Genomic DNA, 17,530 nt, shown 5'->3' on the forward strand with positions numbered 1-17,530 from the left:
CTCCGCCGGGCGATTGCGGATTCTAGACGCGACTGCATGTCGTTCCCGTGCCACGCGGCCGCGCGTTGGGCCTGGGTCAGTTTCATTGCGCGGGCGCGTGCCAGCGGCCGCCGTTGCGCTGCGCGCGCGCAGCGCCTGGAACCGGGATGCTAATGATTCCGATTGGAACGTCGCGCGCGCGGCTCGGGCACTATGGCGGCCTTAGCTGCCACGGAGCCTGCCCCATGAAGGGACATCCTGAAGTTGTGCAATGCCTCAAGGACCTGCTGCGCGGCGAACTCGCCGCACGCGACCAGTATTTCATCCACTCGCGACGCTACGAGGACCAGGGCCTGCAGGCGCTGTACGAACGCATCAACCACGAGATGGAAGAAGAGACCGAGCATGCCGACGCGCTGCTGCGGCGCATCCTGTTCCTGGAAGGCGACCCGGACATGCGTCCGCACGCCTTCGAGCCCGGGCGCACGGTCGAAGAGATGCTGCAGAAGGACCTGAAGGTCGAATACGAAGTGCGCGCGAATTTGGCCGCGGGCATGAAGCTGTGCGAGCAGCACGGCGACTACGTCAGCCGCGACGTGCTGCTGGCCCAGCTCAGGGACACCGAGGAAGACCACGCCTGGTGGCTGGAACAGCAGCTGGGCCTGATCAAGCGGCTGGGCATGGCGCTGTACCAGACCTCGAAGATCGGCGGCGGGGTTCCCGGCCAGGACGCCTGAGCCGACCCGCTCCGGCCTGCTGCAGGAGGAGGGTGCGCATGGCGCCAGCCAGCGTGGCGTGTCGCGACCTCAACCGGTTGCCAGCGGTGCCCGCCTGGAACACGCCATGCCGTTGCGATCGGCGGACCCGCGCGGCGTGCGCATAGGGATGTGTCCGGTCGCGGTAGCGCAGGCGCTGGCCGGGGCGTCGCCGGGCAAACAAGGACGAACGACGCGGCAGGCCGTCCATGCCGGCGGCACCATCCGGTCGGTCCATGGCGATGCGGCAATGTGCCCTGTTTGGCCGTATCGCCGGCAGGCCCGCATCGTGCATCGCCTGCGCAGATCCGGTTCGAAACCCGCGATTGCTGGACGGAGCGCGGCCCGCCGCGCCAGCGAAAAGCGTGTCCTTCTGCCGTTCGCTCCTCGTGTTGTGGGGACTACCCCGCACCCAGGCGCTGGAACTGGCGTTCGATCTCCTCGGTCAGCCACCGGGCCGCTGGCCCCGGCGGGTTGACCGCGCTGCGGATCACATAGATCGGATACGGTCCCTGGTCGAACGCCGGAAACCGAAGCCGCACCAAGCGGCCATTGGCCAGGTCCTCGCGGACCAGCGATTCGGGCAGCCCGCCCCAGCCCAGCGCGCTGCGGATGAACAGCAGCTTGGTCGCGTTGTCGCTCACGCGCCAGGTCTTGAGCGAGAACACGTTGAAGTCCCGCCCCTTGGTCAGCCCCGAAGCGTCATAGACGACGATCTGCGTGTCGTCCCGCACGTCCGCCGGCTGCAGCTCGCGGCCCAGCCGGCCCAGCGGATGGCCCGGCGCAGCGACAGGCACCGTCATCGCCCAGCCGATGCGCTCGGTCACGACCGCGCCGCCCGGGTTGTTCATCGCGCCTCCGAAGCCGACGACGGCCTTGCCGGCAAGGACGGCTTCCATCACGGTGCCGAGCGTGCCGACCGTGACGTTCAAGGACACCGTTGGATACCGCTGGCGAAACGCGCGCAGCACCTCGACCACGATGTCCGAGGGCATCGCGTTGCTGATGGCCACGCCCAGTTGGCCTTCCAGTCCGTCGTCGAGCGCGTTCAGGCGCGAACGCAGCAGGTCCAGGTCGCCCATCAGCCTGCGTGCGTCCTCCAGGACCGAGCGCCCGGCCTCGGTGAGTTGCGGACGCTTGGTGCCCGAGCGTTGGAACAGCGCCAGACCGAGCTGGGCTTCCAGGTTCGCCACCGTGTAGCTGACGACCGACTGGGTGCGGTGGAGCGCTCGGGAGGCGGCCGAAAACCCGCCGTACTCCACCACCGCGACGAACACTTCCAATTGGTCGAAGGTGGGACGAGGTTTCAAGGTTCATCCAAAAACCAGATAAGTTGGATCGAGATTTTATCCGTTTACGCGATGGGTTGCCGCGCCTACAGTGGGGCCGTTGCCTTCTTCCGCGCTTTGGAAAGCGCCATGGCCACCTGCGCTCGGTGCCCGATGCGCGTCGAGGGCGTCGGCCGCAGAGCGGGCGGCGCTGCGCCGGTGCTGGCCGCCGCCTGGGCGCAATCGCGCATCGCGCGGCGTATCCCCATCTCGATCGACTGGAGTTCTCCATGCAAACCTGCGTCGCGTCCCACCCTCCCGCGGGCAAGGCCTTGCGCATCGGCCTCTGGGCCGTGCAGGCACTGATGTCCGTGGCGTTCGTGCTTTTCGGCTTGCAGAAACTGTTCACCGCTCCCGAGGCCCTGGCCGCGATGTGGCACACCCCATGGCCGGTCGAGTATCCATGGTTGCTGCGCGCGACCGGCGTCATCGACGCGATCGGCGGCCTTGGCCTCCTCTTGCCCGCGCTGACGCGGATCCGGCCCGGCCTGAGCGTTGCGGCGGCGCTGGGTTGCGTGCTGCTGCAACTGGCCGCCATTGCCTTCCACGTGATGCGCGGAGAGTTCGCGGCCTTGCCCTTGAACGCCGTCCTGCTGGCGCTGGTGGGCTTCATCCTGTGGGGACGCCGGCGGGCGCCCATCGCACCGCGCGCGCCGCGGCCCCTCGCCTGACACCGCTGCGCGAAGGCCGACCACAGCAGAGAAAATCGGCCCTTTCGGGCCGATTTTTTTATCCTGCTACGTCAGGCGCGTTTTCGAATCTCAACCCCCAACTCCCAAATCCCGGCCCCTTCACTCCACCGCCAGGCCGTCCACCTTCTGCCAGCCGCGCGGCAGCAGCCCGCCGCGGCTGGCGCGCGCACCCAGGTAGGTATCCAGGTCCTTGAACGACAGCGACATGGTGCGCTGGCCGCTCTTGACCAGCAGCGTGTTGCCCGGCGCGACCGCGGCGATCGCCACCACCCGCTCGGTGCCGAGCTTGGCCTTGGGGATGTCGATGATCTTGTTGCCCTTGCCCTTGTCCAGCTCGGGCAGGTCGGCGACCGGGAACGCCAGCAGGTGGCCGGCGCTGGTCACCGCGACGATGCGGTCGGTGCCCGGATTGCCCACCGACGCCGGCGGCAGCACCTTGGCGTTGGGGGTCAGGTTGAGCATCGCCTTGCCGGCCTTGTTGCGGCTGGTCAGGTTCTCGAAGCAGGTGACGAAGCCGTAGCCATGCGAGGACGCCAGCACCAGGCGGGCGTCGTTCTCGCCGCTGGCGATGGCCTGGAACGAGGCGCCGGAGGCCGGGGAGAAACGCCCGGTCAGCGGTTCGCCGTTGCCGCGCGCCGAGGGCAGGGTGTGCGCCAGCGTCGAATAGGCGCGGCCTTCCGAGTCCAGGAACGCCACCTGCTGGGTGCTGCGCCCGCGCACCGCGGCCAGCAGGCCGTCGCCGTCGCGGTAGGACAGGCCGGCCGGGTCCACGTCGTGGCCCTTGGCCGCGCGGATCCAGCCCTTCTCCGACATCACGATGGTCATCGGCTCGCTCGGCACCAGCTCGGTCTCGTCGATCGCCTGCGCCGCGCCGCGCTGCACCAGCGGCGAGCGCCGCGCATCGCCGAACTTCTTGGCGTCGGCGACCAGTTCGTCCTTGATCAGCTTCTTCAGCTTGGTCTTGCTGGCCAGCACCGCCTGCAGCTGCGCTTGCTCCTTGGCCAGCGCGTCCTGCTCGCCGCGGATCTTCATTTCCTCCAGCCGCGCCAGCTGGCGCAGGCGGGTTTCCAGGATGTAGTCGGCCTGTTCCTCGCTGAGCTTGAAGCGCGCGATCAGCGCCGGCTTGGGCTCGTCCTCGCTGCGGATGATGCGGATCACTTCGTCCAGGTTGAGGAACGCGACCAGCAGGCCTTCCAACAGGTGCAGGCGCCGCTCGACCCTCTCCAGGCGGTGGTTGAGCCGGCGCACCACGGTGTCGCTGCGGAAGCGCAGCCACTCTTCCAGCAGGGTCTTGAGGTTCTTGACCTGCGGGCGGCCGTCCAGGCCGATCACGTTGAGGTTGACCCGGTAGCTGCGCTCCAGGTCGGTGGTGGCGAACAGGTGGCCCATCAGCTGCTCGGCGTCGACCCGGTTGGAGCGCGGCACCAGCACCACCCGCACCGGGTTGGCGTGGTCGGACTCGTCGCGGATGTCCTCCAGCCACGGCAGCTTCTTGGCGCGCATCTGCTGCGCGATCTGCTCGATCACCTTCGACGGCGACACTTGGTAGGGCAGCGCGGTGACCACGATGTTGGCGTGTTCCTTCAGGAACGTGGCGCGCGCGCGCACGCTGCCGTGGCCGGTCTCGTAGATCGCGCGCAGGTCGGCGGCCGGGGTGATGATCTCGGCGGTGGTCGGGTAGTCCGGGCCGCGCACGTGCTCGCACAGGTCGGCGACGCTGGCGTCGGGGTCGTCGAGCAGGCGGATCAGCGCGCTGACGATCTCGTTGAGGTTGTGCGGCGGCACGTCGGTGGCCATGCCCACGGCGATGCCGGTGGTGCCGTTGAGCAGCAGGTGCGGCAGCCGCGCCGGCATCCAGGTCGGCTCGTCCAGGGTGCCGTCGAAGTTCGGCGACCAGTCCACCGTGCCCTGGCCGAGTTCGCCCAGCAGCACCTCGGCGATCGGGGTCAGCTTGGATTCGGTGTAGCGCATCGCCGCGAACGACTTCGGGTCGTCGGTGGAGCCGAAGTTGCCCTGGCCCTCGATCAGCGGATAGCGGTAGGAGAACGGCTGCGCCATCAGCACCAGCGCCTCGTAGCAGGCGCTGTCGCCATGCGGGTGGTATTTGCCGATGACGTCGCCCACGGTGCGCGCGGACTTCTTCGGCTTGGCCGCCGCGTTCAGGCCCAGCTCGCTCATCGCGTAGATGATGCGCCGCTGCACCGGTTTCAGGCCGTCGCCCAGGAACGGCAGGGCGCGGTCCAGCACCACGTACATGGAATAGTCGAGGTAGGCGCGTTCGGCGTATTCGCGCAGCGGCAGCTGTTCGAAACCGTGGAAGGCGGGGCGGGCGAGATCGGTCATGCGCAGGGAATACCTATAGGGGAACGCGGCGGCGGGCGCCGCAGGTCAGCCGGTCGATTATCCGGATGCGGCCGGCGATGCCAAGCCGCGCGTGGTCCCGGCGCGGCCGGCGTGGGCCAGGTAGCGTGCCGGAGGATGGCCGAAATGGCCGCGGAACGCGGTGACGAAGGCGCTGGAGCTGCTGTAGCCGAGCCGGTGCGCGACGTCGGCGACGCTGGCGCCGTCGGTCAGCTGCCGCAGCGCCTCGGCCAGACGCGCCTGCTGCCGCCAGCCGGCGAAGCCCAGCCCGGTCTCGTTGCGGAAGTGCCGGCTCAGGCTGCGCGGCGACAGCCCGGCCCAATGCGCCCATTGCGCCAGCGAGCGGCCGTCGGCGGGCGTGGCCAGCAATTGCGCGGCGATGCGCAGCAGGCGCCGGTCGCTGGGCATCGGCAGGTGCAGGCGTTCGATCGGCGCCTGGCGCAATTCGTCCAGCAGCACCGCGCAGATCCGTTGCTGCTCCGCGTCCAGGGCCTCCGGAACGCCCCAGGCGGCCACCCGCAGCAGCAGTTCGCGCAGCAGGCCGTTGAGGCCGATCACGCAGGGGCGGTCGGGCAGCGCGGCGCAGGCCGCCGGCGCGACCAGCAGCACGTAGCCGCGCAGCGGCCCGGCGATCTGTACGGTATGCATCGCCTGCGGCGGCATCCAGCCGGCGCAGCCCGGCGGCAGCGACCACTGGCCGTGCTCGGTGCGGGTGTTCAGCAGGCCTTCGTCCACGCAGATCACCTGGCCGCGGACGTGCCGGTGCCAGTCCACCGCGTGCTCCAGCGCGAGCGGTTTGTGCGCCAGGAACGCCAGCAGGGGTGGGCCGTCGGCCTGCTCAAGGTAGTCCTTCACCCGCGAATCGACGCGATACGGCGACGTGTGGCCGGGTGCGGAAGGGTGCGAGGCGGTTGGCGCGATTTCGATATTCATTGTCTCGATTGTAATACTGCGCCACACCAGAGCACGGCTAGAGTGGGCGCTCGCCGGCGTTGCGTTGCTGCAACGCAGCATTTGGTTGTGGACGCGATATTTCCTTGACATATATTTCCAAATGAAAATAATTAGCGCCCATGAACTGCGCTCCCTCCCTTCCCGGTCCGCCTTCGTTCGGCCTGCTGCTGCGGCAGGTGCGCGACGGCCTGATGCGGCGCCTGGATGAGTCCATGGCCGAGCTCGAACTCGGCCTGGGCTTCAGCCACTACCTCGGCATGAAGGCGCTGGCCTACATGGCGCCGTGCACCGCCAACGAACTGGCACAGGCCATCGACCAGAACCCCAGCGCGGTCACCCGCCTGCTGGACAAGCTGCAGGACCTGGGCTGGGTGCGCCGCGAGGCGCATGCGCAGGACCGCCGCGCGCTGCAGATCGTGCTGACCGACGACGGCCGCGCGCTGTGGGAACAGCTCAAGCGGCGCGGCGACGAGACCATCGCCAGCGCGCTGCGCGACCTCTCCGCCGACGAGCGCGAGCAGCTGACTTCGTTGTTGATCCGCGTCCGCGATTCCCTCAATTCGCCATGAACCCGCTTATGAACCTCTCCGCATCGTCCCATCGCCTGCGCCCGTTCGCGGCCGCGGCACTCACCCTGGCGCTGGCCGCCTGCGCCAGCAGCCGCGGCCTGGAGCCGCAGGGCCGCAGGCTCGATGCCGACCAGCAACTGCAGGCCGGCAAGACCCTGGCCGGCGACCGGCTGGCGCCGGCCGCCTGGCCGCGGCAGGATTGGTGGAAGGCGCTGGGCGACCCGCAGCTGGACGCGCTGATCGCCGAAGCGCTGCAGGGCACGCCGAGCCTGGAAGCGGCCGACGCGCGCCTGCGCCTGGCGCAGGCCCAGGCCGGCGCGGCCAACGCCGACCGCGGCGCCGCGCTGTCGCTGTCGGCCGGCTATACCGGCCTGCAGCTGCCGAAGGGACTGGCCGGCGACGAGATCGGCGGCAAGTACATCCACAACGAGCAGGCGCTGCTCAATTTCAGCTACGGCTTCGACCTGTGGGGCGGCAAGCGCGCGGCCTGGGAAGCGGCGGTGGACCAGGCGCATGCGGCGCAAGTCGATGCCCAGGCCGCGCGCCTGGACCTGTCGGCGGGCGTGGCCCGCGCCTATGCGCAGCTCGGCTACGCCTGGCGCCTGTACGACCTGGCCGGTGAAGAGCTGGCGCGCTCGGACAACAGCCTGAAGCTGGTGCGGCAGCGCGTTGCCGCGGGCATCGACAGCAACCTGCAGCTGCGCCAGGCCGAGGCGCGGGTGCCGGCGGCGCGCCAGCAGCAACAGGCCGCGCAGCAGCAGATCGACGAGGCGCGCACCGCGCTGGCGGCGCTGCTCGGGCGCGGCCCGGATCGCGGCCTGCAGATCGAGCGGCCGCGGCCGCTGGACCCGGTGGCGGTGCAGCTGCCGTCGGTGCTGCCCAGCGACCTGCTCGGGCGCCGCCCGGACGTGGTCGCCGCGCGCTGGCGCGTGGAAGCCTCCTCGCAGAGCATCGGCGCGGCCAAGGCGCAGTTCTATCCCAGCATCGACCTCACCGTGCTCGGCGGCGTCGCCGCGACCGATCCCGGCGACCTGTTCAAGAGCGATTCGGTGCTCGGCTACCTCGCCCCCGGCGTGAGCCTGCCGCTGTTCGACAGCGGCCGCCTGCGCAGCCAGCTGGCCGAGCGCGACGCGCAGTACGACCTGGCCGTGGCCAACTACAACCAGGCGCTGGTGGCGGCGCTGCGCGAGGTGGCCGACCAGGTCAGCGCGGCGCGTTCGCTGGCGCAGCAGGCGCAGCAGCAGGCGCAGGCGGTGGACACCGCGCAGGCCGCCTTCGACCTGGCGCAGCAGCGCTACCGCGCCGGCATCGGCAACTACCTGGACGTGCTCAGCGTGCAGCAGCAGCTGCTCGAAGCGCAGCAGCGGCTGGCCTCGCTGCAGTCCAACCAGATCCTGGTGTCGGTGCGCCTGAATCAGGCGCTGGGCGGCGGCTACGAAGCCACCTCCGCGGCCGACGCGCCGTCGACCTCTTCCGCATCCACGCATTCCTGAGACCGCCGCAATGAATCAGACAACGACCCCCGATTCCTCCGCTCCCGCCCCCAGCCGGCGCGGCAAGCTGCTGCGCGGCCTGGCCGTGGTGGTGGTGCTGGTGCTGATCGCGCTGGCGATCTGGTACTTCGTCTCCGGCCGCTGGCACGAGGACACCGACGACGCCTACGTGCAGGGCAACCTGGTGCAGATCACCCCGATGGTCGCCGGCACCGTGGTCAGCATCGGCGCCGACGACGGCATGCGCGTGGAGCGTGGCCAGCTGCTGGTCAAGCTCGATCCGGCCGACACCCAGGTCGCGCTGCAGCAGGCCGAAGCCAACCTGGCGCGCACCGTGCGCCAGGTGCGCGGCCTGTTCCGCAGCGTGGAAGGCGCGCAGGCCGAACTGTCGGCGCAGCAGGTGACCCTGCAGCGCGCCCGCGCCGACGTCGCCCGCCGCAGCAGCCTGGTCGCCACCGGCGCGATCTCCGCCGAGGAACTGGCGCATGCGCGCGACCAGCTGGCCGCGGCCGAGGCCGCGGTCAGCGGATCGCGCGAGACGGTGGAGCGCAACCGCGCGCTGATCGACGACAACGGCGTGGCCCGCCAGCCCGACGTGCAGGCCGCCGCCGCGCAGGTGCGCCAGGCGTTCCTCAACAACGCCCGCAGCGCGATCGTCGCGCCGGTCTCCGGCTACGTCGCGCGGCGCTCGGTGCAGGTCGGCCAGCGCGTGCAGCCCGGCACCGCGCTGATGGCGGTGGTGCCGCTGGAACAGGTGTGGGTGGAAGCCAACTTCAAGGAAACCCAGCTCAAGCACATGCGCCTGGGCCAGCCGGTGGAACTGGAGTCGGACCTGTACGGCGGCAAGGTCCGCTACCAGGGCACGGTGCAGAGCCTGGGCCTGGGCACCGGCAGCGCGTTCTCGCTGCTGCCGGCGCAGAACGCCAGCGGCAACTGGATCAAGATCGTGCAGCGCGTGCCGGTGCGCATCGCCATCGATCCCAAGCAGCTGGCGCAGAATCCGCTGCGCATCGGCCTGTCGATGAAGGTGGACGTGAACCTGCACCAGCAGGCCGGCGGCGTGCTGCCGGCCAAGTTCGCCACCGGCACGCTGCTGGACACCGACGTCTACGCGCAGCAGCTGGGCCAGGCCGACGCGGCCATCGAACAGATCATCCACGCCAATCTGCCCGCCGCCGCCAAGGCGAACTGAGCCGGCCATGTCCAACCAAGCAGCCACTCCTGCCGCGCCCGGGGCTCCGGGCGCACCGGCCGCCGCGTTCCGCCCGCCCAGCGTGGCGCTGTGCACGGTGGGCCTGGCGATGGCCTCGTTCATGCAGGTGCTCGACACCACCATCGCCAACGTCTCGCTGCCGACCATCGCCGGCAACCTCGGCGCCAGTTCGCAGCAGGCGACCTGGGTCATCACCTCGTTCGCGGTCAGCAACGCGATCGCCTTGCCGCTGACCGGCTTCCTGAGCCGGCGCTTCGGCGAGACCAAGCTGTTCGTGTGGGCCACGCTGTCCTTCACCATCGCCTCGCTGCTGTGCGGCCTGGCGCAGAGCATGGGCATGCTGGTGGTGTCGCGCGCGATCCAGGGCTTCGTGTGCGGGCCGATGTACCCGATCACGCAGAGCCTGCTGGTGTCGATCTACCCGCGCGAGAAACGCGGGCAGGCGCTGGCGCTGCTGGCGATGATCACCGTGGTCGCGCCGATCGCCGGGCCGATCCTGGGCGGCTGGATCACCGACAACTACAGCTGGGAATGGATCTTCCTGATCAACGTGCCGCTGGGCATCATCGCCGCGATCGTGGTCGGCTCGCAGCTGCGCGACCGCCCCGAGCCGACCGAGCGGCCGCGCATGGACTACGTGGGCCTGATCACCCTGGTCATCGGCGTGGGCTGCCTGCAGCTGGTGCTGGACCTGGGCAACGACGAGGACTGGTTCAGTTCGGACAAGATCGTCATCCTGGCCGCGATCGCGGCGGTGGCGCTGGCGGTGTTCCTGATCTGGGAACTGACCGACAAGGATCCGATCGTCAACCTGCGCCTGTTCCGCCACCGCAACTTCCGCGCCGGCACGCTGGCGCTGATCGTGGCCTACGCGGCATTCTTCAGCGTGTCGCTGCTGATCCCGCAATGGCTGCAGCGCGACATGGGCTATACCGCGATCTGGGCTGGCCTGGCCACCGCGCCGATCGGCATCCTGCCGGTGCTGATGACTCCGTTCGTCGGCAAGTACGCGCCGCGCTTCGACCTGCGCATGCTGGCCAGCATCGCCTTCATCTTCATGGCGGCGACGAGCTTCATGCGCTCGGACTTCAACCTGCAGGTCGACTTCGCCCACGTGGCCGGGGTGCAGCTGCTGATGGGCGTGGGCGTGGCGCTGTTCTTCATGCCGGTGCTGCAGATCCTGCTGTCGGACCTGGACGGGCGCGAGATCGCGGCCGGCTCCGGCCTGGCCACGTTCCTGCGCACGCTGGGCGGCAGCTTCGCCGCCTCGCTGACCACCTACCTGTGGGCCAAGCGTACGCAGCTGCACCACGCGCACCTCACCGAGCACATCTCCACCTACACGCCGGGGATGCAGGAACAGGTGCAGGCGATGGGGCAGGGCGACCTGCAGACCGGCGCGGCGTTCCTCAACAACACCATCAACCACCAGGCCTCGCAGATGGGCTTCAACGACATCTTCTACCTGCTGGGCTGGACCTTCCTGGCCATCATCTTCTTCCTGTGGCTGGCCAAGCCGCCGTTCGCGGGCGGCGGCGGTGCGGCCGCCGCGGGCGGCCACTGAGCCCGGGATACCGGCAACCACGAAACCCCGCCCGGTGCGGGGTTTCGTGCGTGCGGCGGTTGCGCGCGCGCCTGTGGCGCCGATGCCGATGCCCGCGCTTGCCGCCGTGGCGATCGGCGGACCAGAATGCTGCTCCCTTGCAAGCATCGGCAGGTTCGGACATGCAGCGTTTTCTGCGCGCCTGGTGGTCTCGGTCGGCGTCCTGGTTCCCGCGCCGCGCCGTACAGGGTGCGGCGCTGTCGCTGCTGTGCCTGTGCGCGTTCGGCATCGGCCGCGCGCACGCCGAACCGGTGGCGGCGACCACCCCGGCCGACCGCCTGCACGAGGCCTGGTGGGCGCAGCGCCACCAGCAGATGCTGGCGCAGGTGCGCGCGCAGCCGGATGCGCCGCTGCTGCTGATCGGCGACTCGATCACCCACAACTACGACAAGGCCGACGCGCCGGACGAGGATTTCCAGCCGACCTGGCAGACCTTCTACGGCAGCCGCGGCGCGCTCAACCTGGGCTTCAGCGGCGATGCCACCGAGCATGTGCTGTGGCGGCTGCAGCACGGCGAAGTGGACGGGCTGCGGCCGAAGGTGGCGATGCTGCTGATCGGCACCAACAACACCGGTCACGAAAACCAGAGCGCGGCAGACACCGTGCTCGGCATCGACGCGGTGGTGGCGACGCTGGAGCAGCGCCTGCCGCACGCGCGCATCCTGCTGCTCGGGCTGCTGCCCAGCGCGATCTCGGCGCAGAAGAGCGCGCGCGACGCCGAGGTCAACCGGGAACTGGCGGTGCGCTACGGCGACAATCCGCGCGTGACCTATCTGGACATCGGCGCGATCTTCGAGAAGGACGGCGCGCTCGACCAGAACCTGTTCTACGACCCGCGGCTGCGCCCGGCCGGCCCCGCGCTGCATCCGGACACGCGCGGCCAGCGGCGCATGGCCGAGGCGATCGAGCCGACCCTGGCGCGGCTGCTCGGCGAGCCGCCGCGGGTGCCGCTGGCGGCGATGACCGAGGCCAACACCGCGCTGGTCCCGGTGCCGTGGCTGGAGCAGGATTCCTACGACTGGTACGCCCGCCACCATGCCGCGCTGGACGCGGCGCGCCGGTTGCAGCCGGAGGTGGTGATGATCGGCGACTCGATCACCCACTTCTGGGCCGGGCCGCCGCAGGCCACCCGGGTCAGCGGCGCGCAGGCCTGGCAGCGCACCTTCGGCGCGCGCAGGGTGCTGAACCTGGGCTTCGGCTGGGACCGCACCCAAAACGTGCTGTGGCGGCTGCGCCAGGGCGAACTGGACGGGCTGGCGCCGCGCTGGGTGGTGATCAACATCGGCACCAACAACCTCACCGGCACCGACAACGCCCGCGCCAGCACCCCGCAGGAAACCGCCGACGGCGTGGCCGCGGTGGTCGCCGACGTGCGGCAGCGGCTGCCGCGCAGCAAGATCGTGCTGATGGGCATCCTGCCGCGCGGCTTCGCCGCCGACGGACCGCGGCGCGCACCGATCGCGCAGACCAACCGCCTGCTGGCCGCGCGCTTCGGCCACGACCCGGCGGTGCGCTGGCTGGACATCGGCGCGCGCTTCCTGCAGCCCGACGGCAGCCTGCCGCAGGCGCTGATGCCCGACAGCACCCATCCCAGCGAGGACGGCTACCGGATCTGGGGCGAGGCCTTGCGCGAGATCGGCGTGGGCGGTTGAACCCTTGCGGGGGACGATGCTGGCCGGCAGGGCGGGTCTGGCCGCGCCGGTGCCGCCACGCTGGCCGGTCCCATCGATCGACGATGCCCAACCTGTCTTTGTAGGAGCGGCTTCAGCCGCGACAGGAGCGTTCCCGGACAGGATTGGTCGCGGCTGAAGCCGCTCCTACAGGTGCCGCTCTGCCAGCGGGCGCGGCTCAGCCCTTGTCCGGCTTGAGCAGTTCCAGCACCGCTTCGCGGCGCCGCGCCGGCAGGTTGCGGTAGCGGGTCAGCAAGGCCTGCTCGTGCGCGTCGTGCGCCTGCAGCGCGTAGTCCGCGGGCAGGTCCTGCAGCCGCGCGCCCTGGCCCTGGCCGCAGATCAGCTCGTCCAGCGAACGCTTGAGCACGCCGCGCAGGTTCGGCAGCAGGCGGAAGCTCGGGGTCTCGCGATCGTTTTCCCAGGCCGACACCGACGACTTGGTCACGCCCAGCGCAAAGCCCAATTGTTCCTGGGTGAGCCCGGCGGCCTTCCTGGCTTCGCGCAAACGGTCGCCGAAGCTTTTCATCGCGGTGGGCCTTGCAGAGACGGGGCCTACCAAGATATGGAGCATCCATAATCTTGTCGTACAGCCATGCTTGACTCTAGATGTTCGGAAAATCGATACTTTGGCGGTGCGGGCCGCGCCGACGCGTGAGGACCTGCACGCCGGACAAGGACGACCCAGGAGTGCGCAGTGCTTGGCCCATTTTCCATCGCCGTCGCGGGGCCGCAGCCGGGCGCCATGCGCTGGCGCCACGCCGCCCGCGCCGTCGCCAGCGGCCGTTGCGCGGATGCGGCATGGCCACCTACGAAGTGAAGCTCAGGCGCACGGCGCAACTGGAGCCGACGCTGTCCGTACTGGTCCACGCCGCCAACGCCTACGTGGCCGCGCGCGCGGCCGAACGCCACAACCCGGGCTACCGGGCATACACGGTGGCGGTGTGGGTGGAAGGCGTGCGCGTGGACTTGGGCGCGTTCCGTCCGCCGCAGCGCTGAGCGCGCAGCGCATGCGCGAACACGCAGGGGCGCAGGGCGGCGCGGTGCGGTCGTCGCGCGGCGTGTTGCGGCGATCGGCTTGGGCAGCGGCGCGGGGTTGAATCTGGCGGGCATTCGGTGGCCGCGGCGACCGCGGCTATGGTGGGCGGCTGGAATGGGACGGCCTGCGCTGCAGGCAACAAAAAACCCGCCGAAGCGGGTTTTTCTTTACGACTCTTGCTGCATCGATGGTGCCCAGGAGAGGACTCGAACCTCCACGAAGTTGCCCCCGCTAGCACCTGAAGCTAGTGCGTCTACCAATTCCGCCACCTGGGCGATGCAGGCGCGGAATTCTGCTGGCAGTGCGCAGCGCTGTCAAGCAAGTTCTTGCACGCGTGCGCGGCCGATGGGCGAGCGCTGGCGTTGACGAACTGCTCCTGTGGCAACCAAGGTGTGCATGGCGGAACGAGGGCGCGCGACGCGATTGCGATCGCGATCGCGGACATGAGGAACGCCGCTCGCCTCGTCGGGTGCCAAGCACCGACGCATCGACGACTTCGCGGGAACAGCTGTCGTTGTGGCAGGGACTTCGGTCCCGACGCGGCACTGCCGGCAGGTGCCGGGGCTGGCGTCCTCCCGCACCACGCCCAAAAGCAGGGCATGCAGGGGCGATGCGCGCCGCGACAGCGAACGCCAGGCAAAAAAAATCCCGCCGAAGCGGGTTTTTCTTTACTGCTGTATCGATGGTGCCCAGGAGAGGACTCGAACCTCCACGAAGTTGCCCCCGCTAGCACCTGAAGCTAGTGCGTCTACCAATTCCGCCACCTGGGCGATACAGGCCGAGAATTTTGTCGGTTGCGCGCGCCGCTGTCAAGCCTCGCTTGTGGCGCGGTCCTCATCGTCGGCGCGGGCGGCAGGTTCCGTCGGCTTGCCCGGTGGCGCTGGCGCGCAACCTGCCAAGGCCGGATCGGCAGGCGCCGTTGCGATTGGACGTGCACCGATCCGAATCGATCGCGACGCACGGACGCGGCGCGCAACGGCCGTTCGATCCTGGCGCCGCCGCCGCGAGCAAGGCCGCTCGCCATCTAGGCATGTACCGCCTATGCATGCACCGCGCCCGGCGCCGCATCGCGCGCCGGCGTTGACAAGGGCCGCGACTGCCCGCAGAATTCGCGGCCTTCAGCGCCCAGGTGGCGGAATTGGTAGACGCACTAGCTTCAGGTGCTAGCGGGGGCAACTTCGTGGAGGTTCGAGTCCTCTCCTGGGCACCACATGCAACACGCGGAAGCGCTGAACTTCCGCAACGACCGGCCCGCTGACGCGGGCCTCGTCGTTTCTGGGGCATCCTCGCCCGCGAGCGGGTTCGCCTGCGTTGACAGCCCAGCGAGTACCATGGGCGGATGACCAATCGAAAAACCAAGTCCGGCAAGCCCGGCAAGCCCGCATCCCACGACACTCCCGCCGGCAAGGGCGGCGCCCCGGTCGCGCCGCCTGCGGCGAAGAAATCCCGGATGCCGGCGTGGATGCCCAGCCTCCCCAGTTTCCTGCGGCGCAGCCCCAAGCCGCCGTTGCAGCCGCTGCACCCGCCCGAACCCAAGTCCGCGCCGTCGTCCTCGCGCAAGGCGCCGCCGGTCGCCGATCCGTTCGCCGCGCGCGAGGCCGAGCGCTACGCCGAGCCGATCGCCAGCCGCGAGGCGATCCTGCAGTTGCTGGACCGCTGCGATGGCCCGCAGACCCTGGAAGAACTCGCCGCGCAACTCGGCCTGACCGAACCTTCGCGGATGGAGGCGTTGAGCAAGCGCCTGGGCGCGATGCTGCGCGAGGCGCAGCTGGTGCAGAACCGCCGCGGCGGCTACGCGCCGGTGCAGCAGACCAACCTGATCCCCGGCGTGGTGATCGCCAATCCCGACGGCTTCGGCTTCCTGCGCCCGGACGAGGGCGGCGACGACCTGTTCCTGCCGCCCTACGAGATGCGCAAGGTGCTGCATGGCGACCGCGCGCTGGCCAACGTCACCGGCATCGACCGCCGCGGCCGCCGCGAAGGCAGCATCGCGCGCGTGATCGAGCGCGGCCTGACCCGCCTGATCGGCCGTTTCAGCATGGAGGGCGGCATCGCCTACGTGGTGCCGGACGACAAGCGCATCCAGCGCAACGTGCAGATCCCGCTGGATGCGGCGGGCGAGGCGCGCGACGGCCAGCTGGTGGTGTGCGAACTGACGTCCACCCCGGACGGGCGGCGCCCGCCGATCGGCAAGATCATCGCGGTGCTCGGCGACAAGCTGACCCCGTCGCTGCTGGTGGAAGCGGCGATCCATGGCCACGAGCTGCCGTACGAATTCCCGCAGGCGGTACTCGACGAAGCCGCGGCGGTGCCGCTGACGGTGGAGCCGGCGGCGATCAAGGGCCGCGTGGACCTGCGGCAGACGCCGCTGGTGACCATCGACGGCGCCGACGCCAAGGACTTCGACGACGCGGTGTTCTGCGAACCGAACGCCGAGGGCTTCCGCCTGGTGGTGGCGATCGCCGACGTGTCGCATTACGTGCGCCCGGGCACGCCGCTGGACACGGAGGCGGTGCGCCGCGCCACCTCGGTGTACTTCCCCGGCTTCGTGGTGCCGATGCTGCCGGAGACGCTGTCCAACGGCATCTGCTCGCTCAATCCCAAGGTCGACCGCATGTGCTTCGTCTGCGACATGCAGATCGACCGCCAGGGCGAGGTGACCGGCGCGCGCTTCTACGAGGCGGTGATGAACTCGCACGCGCGGCTCACCTACGAGCAGGTGTGGCAGGCGGTGGGCGAGAAGGACGAGCAGGTGCGCAAGGACGTGGCCGCGGTGCTGCCGCACATCGAGCGCCTGTACCAGCTGTACCACGTGCTGGCCAAGGCGCGCGCGCGCCGCGGCGCGATCGAGTTCGAGACCTCCGAAGTGCGCTTCGTGCTCGACAACACCGGCGAGGTGACCCAGGCCGGCATGCTGGTGCGCAACGATGCGCACAAGCTGATCGAGGAGTGCATGATCGCCGCCAACGTGGCCGCGGCGCGGCACCTGCTGGAGGCGCGCATCCCCGCGCCGTACCGCGTGCACGAGCGGCCGCCGGAGTCCAAGTACGCCGACCTGCTCGAGTTCCTCAAGGAATTCAAGCTGAGCCTGCCGCCGTGGAGCAAGGTGGTGCCGGGCGACTACACCAAGCTGCTGAAGAAGGTGCGCGAGCGCCCGGACGCGGCGCTGCTGGAGTCGGTGCTGCTGCGCAGCCAGAGCATGGCGGTGTACTCGCCGGACAACGCCGGCCATTTCGGCCTGGCGCTGGAGGCGTACGCGCACTTCACCTCGCCGATCCGCCGCTATCCGGACCTGCTGGTGCACCGCGCGATCAAGTACGCGCTGACCCGCGGCGCGCCGGACAAGTACCTGTACTCGCCGCGCGAGATGGCGGCGCTGGCGCTGCAGTGCTCCGAGCGCGAGCGCCGCGCCGACGAGGCCGAGCGCGAGGTCGACGAGCGCTACCGCGCGGCGTGGATGGAGAAGCACGTCGGCGGCCAGTTCGACGGCGTGGTCAGCGGCGTCACCAGCTTCGGCCTGTTCGTGGAGCTGGACCAGTCCAAGGTCAACGGCCTGATCCACGTGACCCAGCTGCCGCAGGACTATTACCAGTTCGACGCGGTGCGCAAGACCCTGTCCGGCGAGCGCCGCGGCATGCAGTTCCGGCTCGGCGACCGGGTCCGCATCCTGGTGCTCAAGGCCAGCATGGAGGAGCGCAAGATCGACTTCCGCCTGGTCGTGGAAGGCGAGCCGATGACCGACATGCCGCCGCCGCCGGAACGCGGCCAGCCGGCCAAGCGCAAGAAAAAGAAGTACTGACCGCGCGGCGTCGCTACTGACCGCGCGGCGCCCGCCGCGATCGCGCAGGTGGCGCGCCGGCGGGCACACCGCCCGCGC

At 69.9% G+C, this 17,530-nt stretch carries 13 protein-coding genes and 3 tRNA genes; 10 read left to right on the plus strand and 6 right to left on the minus strand.

Annotated features, from left to right (window positions below):
- Positions 1 to 224 precede the first annotated feature (224 nt).
- Positions 225 to 716, plus strand: a complete 492-nt coding sequence (gene bfr, locus OCJ37_RS07485; RefSeq protein ID WP_263113039.1) for a bacterioferritin — start codon at positions 225 to 227, stop codon at positions 714 to 716.
- 419 nt (positions 717 to 1,135) lie between these two features.
- On the opposite strand, the gene OCJ37_RS07490 is transcribed toward bfr, so the two are convergent.
- Positions 1,136 to 2,044: a LysR family transcriptional regulator gene (locus OCJ37_RS07490; protein ID WP_263113040.1), complete on the minus strand. Its 909-nt coding sequence runs from the start codon at positions 2,042 to 2,044 to the stop codon at positions 1,136 to 1,138.
- A 248-nt stretch (positions 2,045 to 2,292) separates the two neighbouring features.
- On the opposite strand from OCJ37_RS07490, the gene OCJ37_RS07495 reads away from it, so the two are divergent.
- The gene (locus OCJ37_RS07495) at positions 2,293 to 2,733 is read left to right on the plus strand and encodes a DoxX family protein (protein WP_263113041.1); all 441 of its coding nucleotides are present in this window, start codon (positions 2,293 to 2,295) and stop codon (positions 2,731 to 2,733) included.
- A 120-nt stretch (positions 2,734 to 2,853) separates the two neighbouring features.
- On the opposite strand, the gene parC is transcribed toward OCJ37_RS07495, so the two are convergent.
- Positions 2,854 to 5,097, minus strand: a complete 2,244-nt coding sequence (gene parC / locus OCJ37_RS07500; RefSeq protein WP_263113042.1) for a DNA topoisomerase IV subunit A — start codon at positions 5,095 to 5,097, stop codon at positions 2,854 to 2,856.
- Between the two features lie 57 nt (positions 5,098 to 5,154).
- Complete coding sequence (locus OCJ37_RS07505) at positions 5,155 to 6,048, minus strand: AraC family transcriptional regulator (protein WP_263113043.1); 894 nt, start codon at positions 6,046 to 6,048, stop codon at positions 5,155 to 5,157.
- A gap of 140 nt (positions 6,049 to 6,188) precedes the next feature.
- Here OCJ37_RS07505 and OCJ37_RS07510 point away from each other — a divergent pair, with 140 nt between their 5' ends.
- From OCJ37_RS07510 to OCJ37_RS07530, 5 genes are all read left to right on the plus strand, one after another.
- The gene (locus tag OCJ37_RS07510; protein ID WP_263113044.1) at positions 6,189 to 6,638 is read left to right on the plus strand and encodes a MarR family winged helix-turn-helix transcriptional regulator; all 450 of its coding nucleotides are present in this window, start codon (positions 6,189 to 6,191) and stop codon (positions 6,636 to 6,638) included.
- A gap of 8 nt (positions 6,639 to 6,646) precedes the next feature.
- The gene (locus OCJ37_RS07515; RefSeq protein WP_263113045.1) at positions 6,647 to 8,131 is read left to right on the plus strand and encodes an efflux transporter outer membrane subunit; all 1,485 of its coding nucleotides are present in this window, start codon (positions 6,647 to 6,649) and stop codon (positions 8,129 to 8,131) included.
- Positions 8,132 to 8,141: 10 nt separating this feature from the next.
- Positions 8,142 to 9,323, plus strand: a complete 1,182-nt coding sequence (locus OCJ37_RS07520) for an HlyD family secretion protein (RefSeq protein WP_263113046.1) — start codon at positions 8,142 to 8,144, stop codon at positions 9,321 to 9,323.
- 7 nt (positions 9,324 to 9,330) lie between these two features.
- On the plus strand, positions 9,331 to 10,908 hold the full coding sequence (locus OCJ37_RS07525) for a DHA2 family efflux MFS transporter permease subunit (protein ID WP_263113047.1): 1,578 nt from the start codon (positions 9,331 to 9,333) through the stop codon (positions 10,906 to 10,908).
- A gap of 161 nt (positions 10,909 to 11,069) precedes the next feature.
- A complete protein-coding gene (locus OCJ37_RS07530) occupies positions 11,070 to 12,599 on the plus strand; it encodes a GDSL-type esterase/lipase family protein (protein ID WP_263113048.1) in 1,530 nt (509 codons plus the stop codon).
- Positions 12,600 to 12,795: 196 nt separating this feature from the next.
- On the opposite strand, the gene OCJ37_RS07535 is transcribed toward OCJ37_RS07530, so the two are convergent.
- Entirely contained in the window at positions 12,796 to 13,143 is a 348-nt protein-coding gene (locus tag OCJ37_RS07535) for a type II toxin-antitoxin system RelB family anti-toxin (protein ID WP_263113049.1), read from the minus strand.
- 272 nt (positions 13,144 to 13,415) lie between these two features.
- On the opposite strand from OCJ37_RS07535, the gene OCJ37_RS07540 reads away from it, so the two are divergent.
- Entirely contained in the window at positions 13,416 to 13,613 is a 198-nt protein-coding gene (locus tag OCJ37_RS07540; RefSeq protein ID WP_263113050.1) for a hypothetical protein, read from the plus strand.
- A 228-nt stretch (positions 13,614 to 13,841) separates the two neighbouring features.
- On the opposite strand, the gene OCJ37_RS07545 is transcribed toward OCJ37_RS07540, so the two are convergent.
- Both OCJ37_RS07545 and OCJ37_RS07550 read right to left on the minus strand, forming a co-directional pair.
- Positions 13,842 to 13,928: transfer RNA gene (locus OCJ37_RS07545), tRNA-Leu, on the minus strand.
- 408 nt (positions 13,929 to 14,336) lie between these two features.
- Positions 14,337 to 14,423 (minus strand) — tRNA-Leu (locus tag OCJ37_RS07550).
- Positions 14,424 to 14,776: 353 nt separating this feature from the next.
- On the opposite strand from OCJ37_RS07550, the gene OCJ37_RS07555 reads away from it, so the two are divergent.
- Positions 14,777 to 14,863, plus strand: a tRNA-Leu gene (locus OCJ37_RS07555).
- A gap of 129 nt (positions 14,864 to 14,992) precedes the next feature.
- Complete coding sequence (gene rnr / locus OCJ37_RS07560) at positions 14,993 to 17,452, plus strand: ribonuclease R (RefSeq protein ID WP_263113051.1); 2,460 nt, start codon at positions 14,993 to 14,995, stop codon at positions 17,450 to 17,452.
- Positions 17,453 to 17,530 lie beyond the last annotated feature (78 nt).

Source organism: Xanthomonas sp. AM6 (assembly GCF_025665335.1).
Taxonomy (GTDB): domain Bacteria; phylum Pseudomonadota; class Gammaproteobacteria; order Xanthomonadales; family Xanthomonadaceae; genus Xanthomonas_A.

Coding starts and splice junctions, on each gene's coding strand:
- bfr (WP_263113039.1), top strand. CDS start 225: ATGAAGGGACATCCTGAAGTTGTGCAATGCCTCAAGGACCTGCTGCGC.
- OCJ37_RS07495 (WP_263113041.1), top strand. CDS start 2,293: ATGCAAACCTGCGTCGCGTCCCACCCTCCCGCGGGCAAGGCCTTGCGC.
- parC (WP_263113042.1), bottom strand. CDS start 5,097: ATGACCGATCTCGCCCGCCCCGCCTTCCACGGTTTCGAACAGCTGCCG.
- OCJ37_RS07505 (WP_263113043.1), bottom strand. CDS start 6,048: ATGAATATCGAAATCGCGCCAACCGCCTCGCACCCTTCCGCACCCGGC.
- OCJ37_RS07510 (WP_263113044.1), top strand. CDS start 6,189: ATGAACTGCGCTCCCTCCCTTCCCGGTCCGCCTTCGTTCGGCCTGCTG.
- OCJ37_RS07515 (WP_263113045.1), top strand. CDS start 6,647: ATGAACCTCTCCGCATCGTCCCATCGCCTGCGCCCGTTCGCGGCCGCG.
- OCJ37_RS07520 (WP_263113046.1), top strand. CDS start 8,142: ATGAATCAGACAACGACCCCCGATTCCTCCGCTCCCGCCCCCAGCCGG.
- OCJ37_RS07525 (WP_263113047.1), top strand. CDS start 9,331: ATGTCCAACCAAGCAGCCACTCCTGCCGCGCCCGGGGCTCCGGGCGCA.
- OCJ37_RS07530 (WP_263113048.1), top strand. CDS start 11,070: ATGCAGCGTTTTCTGCGCGCCTGGTGGTCTCGGTCGGCGTCCTGGTTC.
- OCJ37_RS07535 (WP_263113049.1), bottom strand. CDS start 13,143: ATGAAAAGCTTCGGCGACCGTTTGCGCGAAGCCAGGAAGGCCGCCGGG.
- OCJ37_RS07540 (WP_263113050.1), top strand. CDS start 13,416: ATGGCCACCTACGAAGTGAAGCTCAGGCGCACGGCGCAACTGGAGCCG.
- rnr (WP_263113051.1), top strand. CDS start 14,993: ATGACCAATCGAAAAACCAAGTCCGGCAAGCCCGGCAAGCCCGCATCC.